At 40.2% G+C, this 18,657-nt stretch carries 13 protein-coding genes; 9 read left to right on the forward strand and 4 right to left on the reverse strand.

Annotated features, from left to right (window positions below; all coding sequences use genetic code 11):
• Positions 1 to 2: 2 nt before the first annotated feature.
• Positions 3 to 1,532 carry a S41 family peptidase gene (locus tag SY85_RS00090; RefSeq protein ID WP_226998951.1) on the reverse strand — a complete coding sequence of 510 codons (1,530 nt, stop codon included), beginning with the start codon at positions 1,530 to 1,532 and terminating at the stop codon, positions 3 to 5.
• Between the two features lie 160 nt (positions 1,533 to 1,692).
• On the opposite strand from SY85_RS00090, the gene SY85_RS00095 reads away from it, so the two are divergent.
• From SY85_RS00095 to SY85_RS00130, 8 genes are all read left to right on the forward strand, one after another.
• A complete protein-coding gene (locus SY85_RS00095; protein ID WP_066401131.1) occupies positions 1,693 to 2,544 on the forward strand; it encodes an N-acetylglucosamine kinase in 852 nt (283 codons plus the stop codon).
• A 43-nt stretch (positions 2,545 to 2,587) separates the two neighbouring features.
• Positions 2,588 to 3,409 (forward strand): N-acetylmuramic acid 6-phosphate etherase, encoded by an 822-nt coding sequence (gene murQ, locus SY85_RS00100; protein WP_066401133.1) that lies wholly within the window; start codon positions 2,588 to 2,590, stop codon positions 3,407 to 3,409.
• A gap of 72 nt (positions 3,410 to 3,481) precedes the next feature.
• A complete protein-coding gene (locus SY85_RS00105) occupies positions 3,482 to 3,850 on the forward strand; it encodes a four helix bundle protein (RefSeq protein WP_066401134.1) in 369 nt (122 codons plus the stop codon).
• Positions 3,851 to 3,881: 31 nt separating this feature from the next.
• Positions 3,882 to 4,448, forward strand: a complete 567-nt coding sequence (locus tag SY85_RS00110) for a hypothetical protein (protein ID WP_066401135.1) — start codon at positions 3,882 to 3,884, stop codon at positions 4,446 to 4,448.
• Between the two features lie 81 nt (positions 4,449 to 4,529).
• Positions 4,530 to 5,249 carry a succinate dehydrogenase cytochrome b subunit gene (locus tag SY85_RS00115; protein WP_066401136.1) on the forward strand — a complete coding sequence of 240 codons (720 nt, stop codon included), beginning with the start codon at positions 4,530 to 4,532 and terminating at the stop codon, positions 5,247 to 5,249.
• A 125-nt stretch (positions 5,250 to 5,374) separates the two neighbouring features.
• Positions 5,375 to 7,348 (forward strand): fumarate reductase/succinate dehydrogenase flavoprotein subunit, encoded by a 1,974-nt coding sequence (locus SY85_RS00120; RefSeq protein WP_066401137.1) that lies wholly within the window; start codon positions 5,375 to 5,377, stop codon positions 7,346 to 7,348.
• A 209-nt stretch (positions 7,349 to 7,557) separates the two neighbouring features.
• Positions 7,558 to 8,307 (forward strand): succinate dehydrogenase/fumarate reductase iron-sulfur subunit, encoded by a 750-nt coding sequence (locus SY85_RS00125; protein WP_226998952.1) that lies wholly within the window; start codon positions 7,558 to 7,560, stop codon positions 8,305 to 8,307.
• A gap of 139 nt (positions 8,308 to 8,446) precedes the next feature.
• The gene (locus SY85_RS00130) at positions 8,447 to 11,932 is read left to right on the forward strand and encodes a hypothetical protein (protein ID WP_226998953.1); all 3,486 of its coding nucleotides are present in this window, start codon (positions 8,447 to 8,449) and stop codon (positions 11,930 to 11,932) included.
• A 292-nt stretch (positions 11,933 to 12,224) separates the two neighbouring features.
• Here the strand turns inward: SY85_RS00130 and ychF are convergent, their stop codons facing one another.
• Positions 12,225 to 13,322: a redox-regulated ATPase YchF gene (gene ychF / locus SY85_RS00135; RefSeq protein WP_066401141.1), complete on the reverse strand. Its 1,098-nt coding sequence runs from the start codon at positions 13,320 to 13,322 to the stop codon at positions 12,225 to 12,227.
• Positions 13,323 to 13,654: 332 nt separating this feature from the next.
• On the opposite strand from ychF, the gene SY85_RS00140 reads away from it, so the two are divergent.
• Positions 13,655 to 15,151, forward strand: a complete 1,497-nt coding sequence (locus tag SY85_RS00140) for a nucleoside recognition domain-containing protein (protein WP_066401142.1) — start codon at positions 13,655 to 13,657, stop codon at positions 15,149 to 15,151.
• Positions 15,152 to 15,208: 57 nt separating this feature from the next.
• Here the strand turns inward: SY85_RS00140 and SY85_RS00145 are convergent, their stop codons facing one another.
• Together SY85_RS00145 and SY85_RS00150 are read right to left on the reverse strand one after the other, a co-directional pair.
• The gene (locus tag SY85_RS00145; protein WP_066401143.1) at positions 15,209 to 17,692 is read right to left on the reverse strand and encodes an MG2 domain-containing protein; all 2,484 of its coding nucleotides are present in this window, start codon (positions 17,690 to 17,692) and stop codon (positions 15,209 to 15,211) included.
• Between the two features lie 173 nt (positions 17,693 to 17,865).
• Complete coding sequence (locus SY85_RS00150; protein ID WP_082886239.1) at positions 17,866 to 18,630, reverse strand: DUF4397 domain-containing protein; 765 nt, start codon at positions 18,628 to 18,630, stop codon at positions 17,866 to 17,868.
• Between the last annotated feature and the right edge of the window lie 27 nt (positions 18,631 to 18,657).

Genomic DNA, 18,657 nt, shown 5'->3' on the forward strand with positions numbered 1-18,657 from the left:
TCTTATTTAGATACTTCTTCTTTTGCTTTTTGAACAATCTTATCAGAAGCGTTAGCTACCTCATAAAAGCCCTGTGTGCGCCATTTAAAGCGAGCCAGGAAGGCCTTGATCCGATCTTCCACCTCTTTCTTTTCTGTAGCCGGTACTTTTTTAAGATTAATACTGTCTTTCATAGCATAATCAACCAGTTGGCTCCAGGCATCAGCCGTATTGTTATACCTATTGGCAAATTCTGTAGGTGTTTTGAACTCTTGCCATAGCGGCAGGTGCTTTATATAGTAGGTGTAAACAAAATTATTGAAGCGACCATCCAGGTACAACTGGGTAATGTGCTGCGTGTAAAAACTGGAATCTATTGGTACAAACACATCGGGCATGATACCACCGCCGCCATAAACGATACGGCCACCTTTGGTCTTAAAGGCCTTGGTCTTGTTCACATGAAAGGAATCAGCTGTCTGCATTTCGCCATTCTGGTAACGCTCAACAATTTCTTCCATATAAATCTTCTTACCCTTGTCGTAAGGACGCTGAATGCTGCGGCCCGAAGGTGTAAAATAGCGGGCTACAGTCAGGCGAATGGCAGAGCCATCACTTAGATCATACTGCTCTTGAACCAGCCCTTTGCCAAACGTACGACGGCCTACAATGGTGGCCCGGTCCCAATCTTGTAAAGCGCCGGCCAGAATTTCACTGGCACTAGCAGACAGTTCGTCTACCAATACAGCCAATTTACCTTTCTCAAACACGCCTTCTTTAGAAGCACGGTATTCGCGACGTGGTGTATTGGTTCCTTGGGTATATACAATAAGCTTATCGCCATCCAGAAATTCATCAGCTATCGATGTTGCTTGGCTTACCAGTCCACCACCGTTGCCACGTAAGTCAAGGATCAGGCTTTTCATGCCTTTTGCCTGTAGCATTTCCATGGCTTGCATGAACTCCTTATAGGTAGTCTCAGAGAATTTGTTCAGTTTAATATAACCGGTTACCGCATCCATCATGTATGCAGCGTCCATAGATGGAAGAGGAATTCGGCCACGGGTTACATAAAAGTATTGAACTGTATTATTCCGTAGTACAGTAAGTTTTACTTTGGAACCTTCCTCTCCACGTATCAACTTGCGGATGGCGGTGCTTGGAAGCGTTTTGCTGACAATATTAGAATCGTTGACTTTCAAAATGCGATCGCCAATCTGAAGGCCTGCTTTATCGCTAGGGCCTTGCGGCACTACATATAGAACATGAACGGTATCTGAGAAAATATTGAACTCAACACCAATGCCTTCAAAATTGCCAACGATATCTTCATTGGCTTCACTTAGGTCCATAGCTGGGATGTAAACAGAGTGAGGATCCAGGTGGTTCATAATTCCTTCCATGGCATCATCTTGTAAAGAATCCAGGCCTACAGAGTCTACATAGCGGGAACGAATGAGATCTAAGGCCTCCTGAAGTGAACTTCTTTTATCTTTTTTGAAAAAACCTTTTGTACTCCCCGTTTGCTGATGCAGCTTGAATCCGAAGAACATTCCGGATATCATAACCAACGAAAAAATCAGTGGGAGCCAAACCTGTAATTTTTTATTCCTCATCGTCTGCTGTTACTTTGTAAATTCTTTGCAAAATAGGTGTTTTGTTAAAAAGCTCCCTTTTTGCGGGCTTTTTACAACAATTCTTTAAGTACAAATCATGCAATCCGTTACACTTATAGCTGATAGTGGTGCTACCAAGGCCGAGTGGTGTCTGGTCAATAATGGCCGCAAACGTACCATTTTTACCCAAGGTATTAGTCCTTACTTTTTAAGTACTCAACAGATCATTGAACTATTACAAAAGGAACTTTTACCCAGTTTAAAAAAGGTAACTGTGGAAGAAGTCCATTATTATGGAACCGGTTGTGCTAATCCCGCCAATGCGGCTAGCATTAAAAAAGCTCTGAAAAAAGTATTTCCAGAAGCTTCAATTGAAGTGAATACGGATATGATGGCCGCGGCAAGAGCTGTTTGTGGTCATGAGAAAGGAATCGCTTGCATTTTGGGAACTGGTTCCAACAGCTGTTATTACAATGGAAAAAAGATTGTAAAAAACAGTCCAGGCATTGGTTATGTACTGGGTGACGAGGGTAGTGGGGCATTTTTAGGTAAAAAGGTAGTGCAGTACTATATGTATGATACGTTTGATGAAGATCTGCGCGCCCGCTTTGATGCCAAGTTTTTAACTAACAAGTTAGAAATACTGGATAACGTTTATAAAAAGCCATTGGCAAACCGTTACCTGGCTTCTTTTGCCATCTTCCTGGCCGACAATCGGGGGCACTATATGATTGAAAACATCCTTGAAGATGGCCTCAATGACTTCTACTTCCAGCATCTTTGTAAATACCGCGAGGTATGGACGCATCCAGTCAGTTTTGTAGGAAGTGTTGCATTTGGCTTTAAAGATGTATTACAAGAACTTTGCAACTCATATGAGTTTGAATTAGGTACTGTAATGAAAAATCCAATGCCAGGATTAATCACATACCATAAGGACACTCAATAAGAATTTTCGTAACGTACACTGAATTAGAAATTTGAAATTAATCATGTCCGACTTTTTAAAAATCACCGAACAGCCTAGTCCGTATCGTCATTTAGAAAAAATGTCAATTGAGGATATCCTCAAGAATATTAATGCTGAAGATAAGACCGTTCCATTTGCAATAGAGAAAGCCATTCCGCAGATCAATCTGCTGGTTACTGCTATTACAGATAAAATGCTGAGCGGGGGACGTTTATTTTATATCGGTGCTGGTACCAGTGGTCGATTGGCTGTAGTAGATGCCAGTGAATGTCCTCCCACTTATGGAGTACCACAAGGTTTGGTTGTTGCTTTGATTGCAGGCGGTGAAACTGCCTTTACACAAGCTGTTGAAAATGCAGAAGATAGCCGCACACAGGGATGGGAAGATTTACGTCATCATGATATTACACCTAAGGATGTTGTAATTGGTATAGCAGCTAGTGGAACAACACCTTATGTAATCAGCGCTTTAGAAGAGTGCAACAAACGTGGCATCATTACAGGCTGTATTACCAATAACCCTGGGTCACCCTTAGCGGAAGTAGCTCAGTTTCCAATTGAGGTGGCTGTTGGTCCGGAGTTTGTAACCGGTAGCACACGAATGAAAAGTGGTACCTCACAAAAGTTGGTATTAAATATGATTTCAACTACAGTGATGATTCAGTTGGGTAGAGTAGAAGATAACCGTATGGTAAACATGCAGCTTACTAATGAAAAGTTAGTAGACCGTGGAACCAAGATGATCATGGATAAGCTGAACTTAACAGATTATGAACACGCTAAGGAACTATTATTGCAGTATGGTAGTGTGAAGAAAGCGGTAGACAATTATGGGATTAGCTAATTAGCTAATGTGTTGATTAGCTGATTCTTTGGTTGGCTATTGAATATATTTAGTCAACCAAATATCTGCTTAATGAAAACAATCTCGCCCTATAAAAAGGAAAACGTAATTCTAAGTCTGTCCTTTGACTTTGCTTTAGCTATTATTGAATTCACTGAAGTTTTAGAGGAAAAGCGGAAATTCAATATGGCAAATCAGCTTTTTAAAAGTGGTACTTCTATACATGCTAATGTGAGAGAAGCCCAAAACGCTGAAAGTAAAGCTGACTTTGTACACAAAATAAAGATTGCAGCTAAAGAGGCAGAAGAAACAGAGGGCTGGTTATTACTTTGTCAGTACTCTATTTCATATCCAGATTGTGATGAATTACTTCTAAAATTGGCATCAATTTTAAAGCTGTTAAATAAAATAGTCGGGACATCGAAAAGAAACATCAGCTAATCAGCTAATTATCAAATTAGCTAATCAACATATGCACGACATTGAACCATATTATAACTGGCGCTACATTTATGTGAGCGAAGAGGACGAGAAATCCCCCTTTTATCAACGGGAATACTCAGAGTTTGAGTTTTCCCAAACAGTTTATAATTACTACATCCATCCGCAATGGGATGATTTCGGCAGTCGGACCTTGTATTGTAAGGTGTTACAGGCCGACTATGAAGAGCACTATATTGTAATTGAGCTTATCGGCGAATGGAATGATGCTATCGAGAACGACATCATGACATTTAAAAGAGATGTTATCGATAAGTTTGAAGAAGAGGGTATTACTAAATTTATCCTCATTGCAGAAAATGTTTTAAACTTTCATAGTGGTGATCGTGACTACTATGAAGAATGGTATGAAGAAGTATCCGACGAAAATGGTTGGATTGTTTGTATCAATATGCCAGAGGCTACACAGCACGACTTCCGCAAAGCCAAACTAAATTATTACGTAGAGCTAATGGACCTTGGAAATTGGCGTACCTACAAGCCAATTCATTTATTCAGAAAGATTGATGGGGAGCTTATGAAGCGATTACCTGAATAAGATTTCAGTTGTGTTAAATTTATTTAACGTTCCCTCCGTACCTTTGCGTCAAATTTTTTTACAACCCCCTCTGTCTGAAATATGAAATGGTCGTACTTCTTTACTTCTGCTGTAGGTAGAAAACTGGTAATGGCATTAACGGGTTTATTTCTCATCTCTTTTTTATTGGTTCACGTTGGTTTGAACTCCTGTATTTTCAATGACCTGGCAATTTTTGATCCTACTGATAACGGTTCAATGTTTAACAGGGCCGCTAATTTCATGGGCGCTTCTCTGGTAATCCGCATCATGGAGATCGGCTTGTTTGGTTTTTTAATACTACACGTTGTACAAGGTTACGCAGTAGAGGCAAAGAACAAAAGCCGTCGTACGCACGGATATGAAAAGGGCCTGGGAAACAGAGGCAGCAAATGGTACAGCCGTAGCATGGCCTTGTTGGGCACATTGATCCTGTTGTTCCTGATCATGCACATCTCTCACTTCTGGGTACCTTCAAGAGTAACACACAATTTAGAGTCAGTTGTTTATAAAAATGGTGCTGTTGAGACACATAACCTATTCTTACGTATGTATGAAGTGTTTCAAAATCCTTTTATTGTGATTTTGTATCTGGCTGGTGTAATTTCTTTGGCCTACCACTTATTCCATGGATTCCAGAGTGCTTTCCGTACCATTGGCGTGCATAACAAAAAGTATTTGGTTTTATTGCAAAGCTTGGGTTATGGCTTTACCATTATTGTATGCATATTATTTGCTTTAATGCCAATCAGTATGTATATGAACTGGGTGAGCCCTAATTAATAAATATCGAACAAAGAACAAGAATTGATGAATATTGAGGAGATGTAGTAGTAAAGCAAGTTTTTTATTCACAACTCACCATTCACCATTCACGAACTACATTACCAAACGAATTAAGGAACGATATGTTAGATGCAAAAATTCCTGCAGGTCCCTTAGATAAAAAATGGGAAGATTACAAGGGCCACGTAAAACTGGTAAACCCTGCTAACAAACGTAAGTTAGAAATTATCATTGTAGGTACGGGTTTGGCAGGTGCCTCCGCAGCTGCATCGTTAGGTGAATTAGGGTATAAAGTGAAAGTATTCTGCTTTCAGGATAGCCCTCGCCGCGCACACTCCATTGCTGCTCAAGGTGGTATCAACGCTGCCAAGAACTATCAAAACGACGGTGACTCTGTGTTCCGCTTGTTCTATGATACGATCAAAGGTGGTGACTACCGCGCAAGAGAAGGAAACGTATATCGTTTGGCCGACGTAAGCCGTAATATCATTGACCAATGCGTGGCCCAAGGTGTTCCTTTTGCCCGTGAATATGGTGGCTTATTAAGCAACCGCTCTTTTGGCGGTACACAAGTACAACGTACATTTTATGCCGCTGGTCAAACCGGTCAGCAGCTATTAATAGGAGCTTACCAGGCCTTAGAGCGCCAGGTAGCTTTAGGTAATGTAAAACAATATACTCGTCATGAAATGTTAGAGGTGGTAAAGATAGACGGCAAAGCCCGTGGTATCATTGCCCGCGACTTAGTGACTGGTAAATTGGAGCGCCATTTCGGACATGCTGTTTTATTGTGCTCTGGTGGTTATGGTAACGTATTCTACTTATCTACAAATGCCATGGGTAGTAACACTACCGCTATCTGGAAAGCACATAGACAAGGAGCCTTATTTGGCAATCCATGTTTCACACAGATCCACCCCACTTGTATCCCAGTTACAGGTGATCATCAGTCTAAACTGACCCTGATGTCAGAGTCATTGAGAAATGATGGTCGTATTTGGGTGCCTAAAAAACAGAATGAAGACAGAAGACCAGGTGAAATTCCTGAAGAAGAAAGAGATTATTACTTAGAAAGAAGATATCCTGCCTTTGGTAATCTGGTACCGCGTGACGTAGCCTCTCGCGCAGCGAAAGAGCGTTGTGACGCCGGTTATGGTGTAGGTACCTCTAAGCAGGCCGTATACCTTGATTATGCCGATGCTATTAAGCGTTATGGACAAATTGAGGCCAACAAACGCAACTTGTCAAATGCTGATGAGAATACTATTATTACTTTAGGTAAAGAAGTAGTAAAAGAGAAGTATGGTAACCTGTTTGATATGTACGAGAAGATCACAGGTGAGAATCCATACGAAGTTCCTATGCGTATTTATCCTGCGGTACACTATACCATGGGTGGATTATGGGTAGACTATGAACTGATGACCACTGTCCCTGGTTTGTATGCCTTAGGTGAGTGTAACTTCTCTGACCACGGTGCCAACCGTTTAGGTGCGTCTGCTTTGATGCAAGGTTTGGCGGATGGCTACTTTGTGATTCCTTACACTATTGGTAATTATCTAGCCGACGAGATCCGGGTAAAAGCGATCCCAACCAATCATCCGGCGTTTGAAGAAGCAGAAAAAAGTGTAAGTGAACGCATAGAGCGCTTAATGAATATCAAGGGTAAGCAGAGCGTAGAAAGTATGCACAAGCGCTTGGGTAAGATCATGTGGGATAAGTGTGGTATGGCACGTAATGCACAAGGCTTACAGGAAGCTATCCAGGAGATTCAACAATTGAAGAAAGAGTTCTGGAGCGATATCCGCATCCCTGGTAAGATAAATGAATTCAACCCTGAGTTGGATAAAGCCGGTCGTGTAGCTGACTTTATTGAACTAGGAGAGTTGATGTGTAAAGATGCCTTGCATAGAAATGAAAGCTGTGGCGGCCACTTCCGTGAGGAGCATCAAACAGAAGAAGGTGAAGCTTTACGTCATGATGATGAATACATGTATGTAGCCGCTTGGCAAATGATCAATGATCATGAATGGCAGCTGCATAAAGAACCACTGAATTACGACGTGGTGAAGCCAAGTCAAAGAAGTTATAAATAAAGCCCCTGTTCTGCCTTAGGCGGAGAACTTAGGAGTGGCAATATTTATTTTTAAAATCAGTTCTTTACATTATGGTTTTTATCAATAATTGATTCAAGAGTTTAAGTTATTTATTGATTTGCAATTAATAATTCTAATATCATTTAAACAAGTTTAAATCTATGTTCCCCCTTCGGGGGACAGGGGGCCTTTATATGGAACATTATACAATGAATCTTACTTTAAAGGTTTGGCGTCAGGAAAACAGCCAAAGCAAAGGGAACTTTGAGACCTACGAAGTAAAAGATATCTCTTCTGAAATGTCTTTCCTTGAAATGTTTGACGTTCTTAATGAGCGTTTGGTTGTAGAAGGGAAAGAGCCAATAGCTTTTGATCATGACTGCCGTGAAGGTATTTGCGGTATGTGTTCTATGCATATCAATGGCCGCCCACATGGTCCTTGGCATGCTACCACCACTTGCCAGCTCCATATGCGTGCCTTTAAAAATGGTGATACTATTGTGGTTGAGCCTTGGAGAGCGAATGGTTTTCCAATCATTAAAGATCTGGTTACAGACCGTACCGCATTTGATCGCATCGTTCAGGCGGGTGGTTTTATTTCCGTAAATACAGGTAATGCTGTAGATGGTAATGCGCTGCCTATTGAAAAAGATAAGGCTGATGCATCATTTGCTGCCGCTTCTTGTATTGGTTGCGGTGCTTGTGTAGCCGCTTGTAAAAATGCGTCAGCTTCTCTGTTTACAGCTGCTAAAATTGCCCATTTAGGCTTATTGCCACAGGGTGAGCCTGAGCGTAAAAATCGCGTATTGAGCATGGTGGCACAGATGGATAAAGAGGGCTTTGGCTCTTGTACATTTACAGGTGCTTGCGAGGCTGTTTGTCCTAAGGAGATTTCTATTACAAATATCTCCCGTATGCATAAGGATTACCTTTTCGCAGGTTTATCAGCTGAGAAATAATGTAAAACGTTATCTATTATACGAAAAAGCCCCATTTTGGGGCTTTTTTTATGGCTTTAAGCCAACCTTCTTTAACAATTCGGAGTATATTTAAAAGTATAAAAAGAAGCATCTTTACCACCTTTGTAAAACTCCGTCCTTGAGCCTTTTTTACCGCATACTAACTTGCTTATTGACCATGCTGTGTGCGGATTCGGCAATGGCTCAAATGCCGGTACAAAAGGTCGGTTCTAACCTTCGGATAAAAACAATTGCAACTACTCAAGACAGTATCCTTTTGGATACTGTGAGTATTGTACCGGCCACACTCTATATCCATGAAGTGCCCGATTCTAACTATCGGGTTGACCTAGTACGCTCCATCTTATTTTGGAAGAATAAACCTTCACAGGATAGTGTAATAGTTACCTACCGAGCATTTCCCTATAAGTTCAACGCAGTAGTACAACGCCTTAATTATGACAGTATTGCGAAGTATACATACATAGCCCCGTTTGTTTTTGATGCCGGCAATAGCAACGAACAACGAGGCCTGTTCAATTTTGGCAAGCTAGATTATAATGGTTCCTTCGGACGAGGCATTTCCTTTGGAAACAACCAGGATGCTGTAGTTACTTCAAATTTTCAGTTGCAGTTAAATGGTATGTTGGGTGATAGTATAGAACTTGCTGCTGCCATTACCGATAACAACCTACCTATACAACCTGATGGTACTACCCAGCAACTTAATGAGTTTGACCAGATCTTCCTCCAGTTCAAGAAGAAGAACTGGCAGCTTAATTTGGGGGATATCGATATCCGGCAAAATGGCTTGTATTTCCTCAACTTCTACAAACGCTTGGAGGGGGTAGCCTTCCAAACGCAGAATACTATCTCTCCAACGGTAAAGACATCTACCCTGGTTAGTGGATCCATTGCTAAAGGAAAATTTAACAGGAATAGCTTTCAGGGTTTAGAAGGAAACCAAGGGCCTTACCGACTAACCGGAGCCAATAATGAGTTTTTCTTTATCGTTTTGCCCAATACCGAGCGGGTGTTTATCGATGGTGAACTGCTACAACGGGGTGAAGATCAGGATTATGTAATTAATTACAATACGGCAGAAGTGACGTTTACACCCCGTCGTATGATCACCAAAGACTCTAGGATACAGATAGAATTTGAGTATGCAGATAGAAGCTATTTAAATTCTAACCTTTATGCTTTTCAAACAGTGGATATAGGTAAGAAGCTTAAGGTCAAAGTAGGAGCCTTTCAAAATAGTGATGCCAGAAACTCTCAGATCAACCAAACGTTGAATGATAACCAAAAGCGGTTCCTTTTTGAAATAGGAGACAGTACCAACCTCGCTTTTTATCCGTCTATTAGTCTGGATACGTTTGCCAAGGATAAGATACTATACGAAAGGGTGTTCTATAATAACGGAGCGGACTCTTTTTACCGGTACTCAACCGATTCGGTAGTGGCTCGCTATTCACTGGCTTTTACAGAGGTGGGGCAGGGGCTCGGCGATTATATCCCTGATGCCAATGCTAAAGCAAATGGAAAGGTATTCGTCTTTGTTGAGCCTTTAAATGGAAGTAAGCAAGGTCGGTTTGCGCCGGTAATGAAACTAGTCGCACCAAAGAAACAGCAATTAGTAAGTGTGGCTACCGATTACCAGATTGATAAAAATAATATCATTAAAACCGAGTTGGCATTAAGTAATTACGATGCTAATACGTTTTCCTCAAAAGAAAATGGGGATGATAGAGGTATGGCCGCCCGTGTACAATACTCCAATACGTTAAAGTTGAATCCAAGCAAGGGACTGGAGTTGACTTCTAATATTGATTATGAACATGTGCAACAAAAGTTCCGCCCTTTAGAACGACTTCGATATGTGGAGTTTAGTCGCGAATGGGGCTTGCCACAGTCAGTAGCGCCAGTAGATGAAAATATATTTCGTTTAAGTAGTGGAATAAAAGATAAAAAGGGACTTTCTGCTACGTACCAATTTATGTCGTATCAGAGAAGTGATGATTATAAGGGGATTCAAAATACGGTGCAACAAGCCTTAAATAAAGGGGGGTGGACAATGAATAACCAACTGGCCCTTACCAATTTTTCTAATACGTTACAGAAAGGCTATTTTCTGCGGCCAGTGGTAGATATCAGCCGGGAATTGAAACAGTTAGCTGCTATGCGGTTAGGTTTCCGGTATACATTAGAACAGAATAAAGTAGAAAATAAGGAAACGAAAGAGATAGAGGCGAATAGCTTTTCCTTTGATACTTATACAGCTTATCTGAAGTCAGATGAGTCTAAGAAAAACCGGTATGGTATAACGTTTTATACCCGAGCCGACCAATACCCTTATGAAAAAGCATTAGTAAAAGGTGATAGAAGTTATAATATAAATCTTCAGGCGGAACTGTTAAAGAGTGAAAAGCATCAATTTGTATTTAATACCACATTTCGGAGGTTAGATGTTTCCAATTCAGTGGTATCAAAAGAAAAAGAAGACCGAACTATTCTAGGACGGGCAGAATACATGATCAATGAGTGGAAAGGCTTTATAACAGGTAATGTTTTGTACGATTTAGGAACAGGTCAAGAGCAGAAAAGAGATTTTGCTTATTTGGAAGTGCTGGCAGGTCAAGGGCAATATACCTGGATAGATTATGATAGCAATGGTGTACAAACAGTGGATGAATTTGAAATAGCCGCTTTCCAGGACCAGGCTAAGTTTGTGCGTGTATTTGTCCCCACCAATGAGTTTTTAAAAGCAGCCTACACTACATTAAACTATAGCTTCATTTTAAACCCAAAGCAGTTATTTAGTGACGAAGCGAAGAAGGGATTTGGCAAACTCCTTTCAAGGTTTAACCTGCAAACATCAATGCAGAAAACAAAGCGATCTATAGCTCAAGGTGATTTTGAATTCAATCCATTTAAGGCTGATATTCAGGACACTGCCTTATTAACACTTAATACATCGTTCAACAATACCTTATCCTTCAATCGTTTTTCCAGCAAGTGGGGGATAGATGTAAGCAACCTGCAAAACAGCGGTAAGTCGTTGCTGACGTATGGATATGAAAGCCGTAAGGTAAATGATTGGCTAGTAAAACTTAGATGGGCGTTAAGTTCTTCTTTAAACCTAAACGTAGTTACCAAGAAAGGCTTGAACGCCTTGTATACACCTAATTTCGATAACCGCAATTATGAGTTGGAGATTGCCAGCGTGGAGCCGCAGCTCACTTTCATGAATAGGACAGTTTTCCGGTTGCAAGGCAGTTATAAGATAGATCAGAAGAAGAATGCTGACCAATATGGGGGCGAACAATCCCTTTCCAATGCCATTAATCTGGAGACCAAATACAATGTGCTACAGAATAGCTCTATCATTGGTCGTTTTACGTATAACAATATTTCATTTAAGTCCAAGGATAATAAAGCCAATACAACAGTAAGTTATATTATGCTGGATGGCTTGATGCCTGGAAGTAACTACCTCTGGTCACTTGACTTCACAAAACGTCTATTTAATAACGTTGAACTGAACCTCCAATATGAAGGACGTAAACCGGGCGAAACACATACCATCCACGTAGGCAGAGCGGCGGTAAGGGCCTTATTCTAGCCCCCCAGCACGCCCCCGGCCCCTAAAGGGGAATTCCCGCGCTGCAAAAGCCGAGCAGAATATTGAACAAGGAACAAGGAATGACGAATTAAGAAGGAATGTTCAATAAACAATAAAGAAGAAAACAGAAAAGCACTCCATTTTGGGAGTGCTTTTCTGTTTTTTATGATCAACTTTCTTTTTCCTCTTTTCTTTCTTTGTGACCACCCATTCTCTCAGTGTCCCTCCCTGCCGCTGTGCCTCTGTGGTTCAGGCAGTGCGGGAACTCCCCTTTAGGGGCCGGGGGACAGACCTACACATTAAATCTAAAGTGCATAATATCGCCATCCTTAACAAGGTACTCTTTTCCCTCAATTCTTAGCTTGCCCACTTCACGGCAAGCTGCTTCTGAACCATATTGAACGAAATCATTATAGGCAATTACTTCAGCCTTGATGAATCCCTTTTCAAAGTCGGTATGAATCACTGAGGCTGCCTGTGGTGCTTTCCAACCTTCATGGATAGTCCAGGCACGCACTTCTTGTACTCCAGCTGTGAAATAAGTTTGAAGCGTTAATAACTTATAAGTTGATCTGATCAAACGGTTTAAGGCAGGTTCTTTCATACCATACTCCTCCATGAACAATTGCTGATCGTCTGGATTTTCCATTTCAGCAATTTGAGCTTCAATAGAGTTGTTCATGATGATCACTTCTGCCTGCTCATTCTTAACAGACTCTTTCAGCATTTCAGAGAATTTGTTTCCTGTATGCATTGAAGCCTCGTCTACGTTTGCTACATAAAGAACAGGCTTAATGGTTAGAAGAAACAAATCAGCAATGGCTGGCATTTCTTCTTTTGTTATTCCTAATTCACGAATACTCTTGCCTTGCTCTAAATGAGCTTTACAACGTTGTAAGATTTCTAACTCCACTTTAGCTTTCGGATCAGTTTTAGCCATCTTTTCGGTACGGCTCATTTTCTTTTCCACGCTTTCTAGATCTTTCAATTGCAGCTCTGTATCAATGATTTCTTTATCACTTACAGGATTAATAGCGCCTTCATCACGAAGAATATTTTCATCCTCAAAACAGCGAATCACATGGATAATGGCATCTACTTCACGGATATTACCTAGGAATTTATTACCCAAGCCTTCGCCCTTGCTGGCGCCTCTAACCAGGCCAGCAATATCAACAATCTCAATTTGGGTAGGTACCACACGGTTAGGCTGTACCAGCTCTGCCAATTTTGCCAGGCGTTCATCAGGCACATCTACAAGGCCAACGTTTGGGTCAATAGTACAAAAGCGATAGTTGCTGGCTTGAGCTTTAGCGCTTTTGCTTACTGCATTAAATAAGGTTGATTTTCCAACGTTGGGCAAACCCACGATACCTGCTTGTAAGGCCATATTCTAAATTTATAGTTTGTAGTTAATTGTCTGTAAATGAGCAAAGTCGATATTTCGCCAAGTAAAAGATATCAGAACCATACTCATTTTTCGAGGCGCAAAGATAGGCAATCGGCTTTGGTAATTATTTTACAATTCAAGCCTTATCTTCAAAGCGGAATTGAAGACTTGTTAAAATTGCTCCGCTACGTAGCTTATTCGTGCAATGGGAAATGGTAAAAGGGAAAGAAATTCCTTTTCACGTTTCACGTCTCACGTTTGACGCTTAAAAATGCTCGCTTTATTACACAGTCCCATTAATCCGCAATCTCAAATTGAAAATCTAACATCTTATGGCGTTAAGCAGGATTTGGTCAGCCTTTATTATTATTGCCATTGTGGTTGCTGCTTTTAAGAGTTTTTCGGGTGATGAAAAGATCTATAACCGAATGGTAGTAGGAAAAGCTGATGAACCCTATGATTCTGTGCATTATGTTTTGATCGGTTCTCCTGAAAAAGCAGGTTTCGGCTCCCGGGAAAGTTTCAGTAAGTTTTTAGGAGGATATGGATACAATTTAAAAGACTCGGTCCAGCAGGCTACAGTTCTGGTAACAGATAATGAGAATGCTGATTCCGTTCAAATATTAAAGGCTGCCAACCCAAATCTATCAGTATATACCTACCGATCTGTTCAAAATAAGTTAGTTCGAAAGGCTGATGGTATTATTGAAACGTGTAAAAGCGCTGTAACCATTGCTATAGGATTAATAGGTATCATGGCCTTGTTTATGGGTTTTATGAGTATAGCTGAAAGGGCAGGAGGGGTGAGATTATTATCACGAATCATTGGACCATTCTTTTCTCGCATTTTCCCTGATATTCCCAAAGGCCACCCCTCCATGGGACATATGGTAATGAACTTTTCAGCCAACCTGTTAGGCTTGGATAATGCAGCCACTCCATTTGGTATCAAAGCTATGGAGAGCCTTCAGGAATTAAATCCTGATAAGTCCAGGGCATCTAATGCACAAATAATGTTCCTATGCTTACATGCTTCCGGATTAACACTAATTCCGGTAAGTATCATAGCAGCTCGTGCCGCATTGAAGGCGCAAAGTCCTACAGATATTTTCGTGCCTTGTATGATCGCTACGTTCGTGGCGACCATTGCAGCGATGTTTATTGTGTCGTTCAAGCAGAAGATCAATGTATTTCAACCTGTTATTTTAGCTTGGGTAGGAGGGCTTTCAGCCATTATTGCCATATTGGTCATTTATCTATCTAGGCTAAGCACGGAAGGCGTACAGTCTTTTTCTGGTGTGTTAAGTAATGGTTTAATCCTGTTGATCTTTTTATTGATCATCATTGGTGCCGTATATAAGAAGATCAATGTTTTTGACGCCTTTATTGATGGCGCCAAAGGCGGCTTTGAAACCTCTGTGCGCATTATACCTTACTTGGTAGGTATGCTGGTGGCTATTAGTATGCTGCGTACAAGTGGAACTTTTGATGTGATCATTAACGGTATGAAAGCACTTTTTGGCGCCCTAGGCACGGATACCCGTTTTGTAGACGGCTTGCCTACAGCCTTAATAAAACCGCTCAGTGGCAGTGGCGCTCGCGGCATGATGATCGATACCATGAAAACCTTTGGTCCTGATTCATTTGCGGGTCGACTGGCTTGTGTGCTGCAAGGATCTTCAGATACCACTTTCTATGTTATTGCCGTTTATTTCGGTGCTGTAGCTGTAAAAGATACGCGGTACTCAGTAGGAGCCATGTTATTGGCGGATCTGGTTGGGATCATCACCAGTATTATTCTCGCGTATATGTTTTTCGGAAGTGTTTAATAAATATGTGATTAAAAAGAAAAGCCCCAGATTAATCTGGGGCTTTTCTTTTTAAGTTTATTGTATTATTTGCTCTTTATAAATTAGTTGACCACTCTTATCCATTCCTTGAATAACAAGTTTTGCTTTTGTTCCGGTGCTGTTATTATAAAAAAGGAAACGATACTTTCCATCTTTTGCTGGAATTAGATTAGCGTTCCAGTATAATGTAAATCGGTTGTCCGTTTCTTGAAGAGAAGGATTAAATGTATATTCTGGTTGATAAAACTCTTTACTTATTGAATAGCCAAGCAGTTTTTGTTTAGTATATTTTTTATCATAAATAGCACCACTAGCACCTACATCTTGCTTTGTATAAATAGCAATGGCACCTTGTGAAGCGCCAAGGGCAGTAGCTTCAGCTTTTAATACTTTTATCAGTGCTATGTCGTCAACAGTCAACGTATTAATTACATCTTTAGAAACGTTTACTTCATTTAAAAAGTAAGCAACTCCACCTGTTTCCATCAACACTGTTTGGCTTATTTCACCATCAGAACTTTCCCCCAAGTTTTGAGAAGATGCTGTACCTCCAAGACCAGAATATCTACTAAATGTTACAGTAGGGTCAAATGGGTTGCCTTCAACGTTAACTCCAGGAACAGCAGCTTGTATCATTTGCCAGATGGTGCGGTAATTTTTGAAATCAGAAGGGTTTATGCCTTTACCCATTAAGAATGGCCCCCCAGCATAAGCAGCATTTAAAGAGTCTGTTGGCGTTATCCTTTTAGCTTTCACAACAACTGTTTCTAAAGTTTTAGAGCGAATCGACTCACCAAATGCATTTAACTGATTGTTTAAATAATTAGCCAATGCCGTTTGCTGGTTTGTTTTAAACGTATCTAGGTTAATAGTGGGTGTATATAACGATGAATTAAGACTATCAATGTAATTGGGGGAAAGTTTTACATCAACTATGTATTTCTCTTTCTTATTATTAGTACCCATATAAGCAACAACTGCTCTTTTGGCGTAATTGATATCATTTAATAGAAACTCACCTTTATCTGTAACAGTAGCTTCAGCAAGAATCGAGGTCGAGTCAACTCCCTTAATAATAAATGAAACCTTTCCGTCAGTAACCTTCTCTTTGCTGTCGCTTTTGTAAACTGTTCCCTTAAAAGAAATAGCTGACTCTACCGGGTACTTCAGCGCGGCGAATTCTTTGTGCTGAATCTTATTCCATTCAAATCGTCTCCATCCTTGCGTCATTAAAAGAAGATCGAGTGCATGTAGTGTGGCAGCGCTTTTGTCTTTGAAATAAAAGCCTGGGTTATGTATATAACCCTTAAGATCAGAGGTGACTAAAAATGCAGATGCAATATTTTCACTAAAGCGAGCCATACTATCACCAGGCATATAGCTAGTTATCTGGCAAGAAAAGGAAGAATACTCAACACTATCAATGCTAAAGCTTATCTGGTTTTTTGCTTTTGTTGTCAAGTCCTTGTGATCAATTGTTATTGATGGCTGAATGAAACTATAATTTTCAATAAAAGTGATTCTCTCGCTGATGGGCAAGTTGTTTTTGTCAAATAAGGTAATGTGAAGAATTCCTGGAGGTAGATTCTTTTTATTAATAGTAAAAGCTGTTTCGCCTTTGTCCAAATCAAGTTCTTTTGAAAAGACCACACTATGATTAAATGTGGCTATGACTTTGATGTTATTGAATTTGTATTTGCCCTTTTCTGCCCTGTTTAATAATACAAAAAGGCGATTGGGGTTAGTATTTTCTACTCTTAGTGCAATTCCTTCTCCTTTTGCTTTAGGTAGTGGATATGTTATGTTATTTTTTGGATCAGTTGGGGAAGGAATATTGGCTGTATATTCATTACCTTCTTCAGCTGAAAATTCTGCAGTACCCATACCATCGTGTTCAGTAAGGAGTTCTACCACTTTCTTGCCGTTTTTATCTGTAATAAACCCTTTGGTGTTATAAGGGAAACCGTTCTTATCTGTTGCTTTAAATGCAATGCGATTACTTACACCCGCAATTAGATCGCCCCCCTCGGGGAAGAAATGCAAGCTTACCGATGGTTTACCTGGCTTTTTTGCGCTGGTTTTTGTAGCATAATCCTGTCCATATATAAACACATTCTTTCTGAAAATATATTCCGGGAAGTTAAGCATCCATAACGTATATGCATTGATGGAATAGGTGCCAGTAAGTATAGATTCTGGTACGTCAAAGTCTGCACCTGTACTACTGAGCTTATCTAATTGATACATTTTCTTTAAGGCTACTTGGCCGTTTGCATCAACGAGGTCAACATATAAAATTTTGCTTAAGAAGCTGGGTACTCCATCAAGAGCGCACCAAGCCTTCATCCAGATGGTTTCACCTGAGATGTATACATCTTTGTCCGTTTGAACAAACACTTTTTCCTGTGGATATTGCTCTTTAAATGTATTTAAAGCTGAATCGGGTGCTAAGGTTTGTGTTTGGGCTTTACTTACCAGAGCTGTTAGTATAAGTAAACAGATAGTTAATGGGTATCTCATAATTGAGAAGAGTTGGTTATAAAGTTTTGAATGTACAAAAAAGAATATGCTTGCCTTACTTTAGCAAGGTGATTAAAGATTAAAAAAAGATTAAAAATAAAAGCCTGTCAAACATCTATTTATAAAGTTTATTAATAGACGTTTAACAGGCTTTCTTAAAATAGTGGACCTAACTATTTATTATAGACGAAGGAAACTTTTACACTTCGAATATCAGTTGTTACTGGTCCAATGTAACCTCTTGCATATACTGTAAATACGCGTTGATTTGCAACAGAGCTAGTACTGGTATATGAACTTCCCAATGTTGTTGTACCACCTGCTGTTCTTACTGACCAAGCTTGTGATGTATTTGCTGGTAATAAGAAAGGAGCTGTTGCTTGTTTGTAAGCAACATTGGAAGCCACCTTGTCCGTTCCAAAATATAGATCTACTGCTGTAGAATTCGGAATTAAGTTAACAAAGGTAAATTGAGTATATCCCGAGTCTGGTTTGTTGGCGGCATCTTTTGTTAACACAGTTTGTGTGTTAGCTGCTGTATCCGTGAAGTGAAGTGTTTGATATTCATTTGCTGTTAAATCAGCCTGAGTTGTAAATAGCAGAACCGAATCTTCCGTTGAACCAGTTTTAGGAATGCCTAAGCTAATGGTATTGTTGCCAGCATTTACAGCAAGATAGTCAGCATATGAATTACCACCAGTGTTAAGGCCTCCTCCTGGGTATGGTGTCGAGTAGGTTACAAGACTACTCACTTTTTCTCCATTGATTTTAATCTGTACACCAGGGTTCTTGATATAAGGACAAGAATAGTTTATTTTCAATAAGGCTTTGCCATCCGTATACTCGTAAGGAGAAACGGTTAAAACGTTTTTCTCGCAGGACCATAGCATAACGCTGGTACATAGGAGAAGTATGAGGGAAATATTTAGTTTTTTCATTTTTCTATTTTATTAGTCAGAGTACTA

The organism is Flavisolibacter tropicus, from assembly GCF_001644645.1.
Lineage (GTDB): Bacteria > Bacteroidota > Bacteroidia > Chitinophagales > Chitinophagaceae > Flavisolibacter > Flavisolibacter tropicus.

Coding starts and splice junctions, on each gene's coding strand:
- SY85_RS00145 (WP_066401143.1), bottom strand. CDS start 17,692: ATGAGATACCCATTAACTATCTGTTTACTTATACTAACAGCTCTGGTA.
- SY85_RS00140 (WP_066401142.1), top strand. CDS start 13,655: ATGGCGTTAAGCAGGATTTGGTCAGCCTTTATTATTATTGCCATTGTG.
- murQ (WP_066401133.1), top strand. CDS start 2,588: ATGTCCGACTTTTTAAAAATCACCGAACAGCCTAGTCCGTATCGTCAT.
- SY85_RS00090 (WP_226998951.1), bottom strand. CDS start 1,532: ATGTTCTTCGGATTCAAGCTGCATCAGCAAACGGGGAGTACAAAAGGT.
- SY85_RS00150 (WP_082886239.1), bottom strand. CDS start 18,630: ATGAAAAAACTAAATATTTCCCTCATACTTCTCCTATGTACCAGCGTT.
- SY85_RS00105 (WP_066401134.1), top strand. CDS start 3,482: ATGAAAACAATCTCGCCCTATAAAAAGGAAAACGTAATTCTAAGTCTG.
- SY85_RS00110 (WP_066401135.1), top strand. CDS start 3,882: ATGCACGACATTGAACCATATTATAACTGGCGCTACATTTATGTGAGC.
- SY85_RS00095 (WP_066401131.1), top strand. CDS start 1,693: ATGCAATCCGTTACACTTATAGCTGATAGTGGTGCTACCAAGGCCGAG.
- SY85_RS00115 (WP_066401136.1), top strand. CDS start 4,530: ATGAAATGGTCGTACTTCTTTACTTCTGCTGTAGGTAGAAAACTGGTA.
- ychF (WP_066401141.1), bottom strand. CDS start 13,322: ATGGCCTTACAAGCAGGTATCGTGGGTTTGCCCAACGTTGGAAAATCA.
- SY85_RS00120 (WP_066401137.1), top strand. CDS start 5,375: ATGTTAGATGCAAAAATTCCTGCAGGTCCCTTAGATAAAAAATGGGAA.
- SY85_RS00125 (WP_226998952.1), top strand. CDS start 7,558: ATGAATCTTACTTTAAAGGTTTGGCGTCAGGAAAACAGCCAAAGCAAA.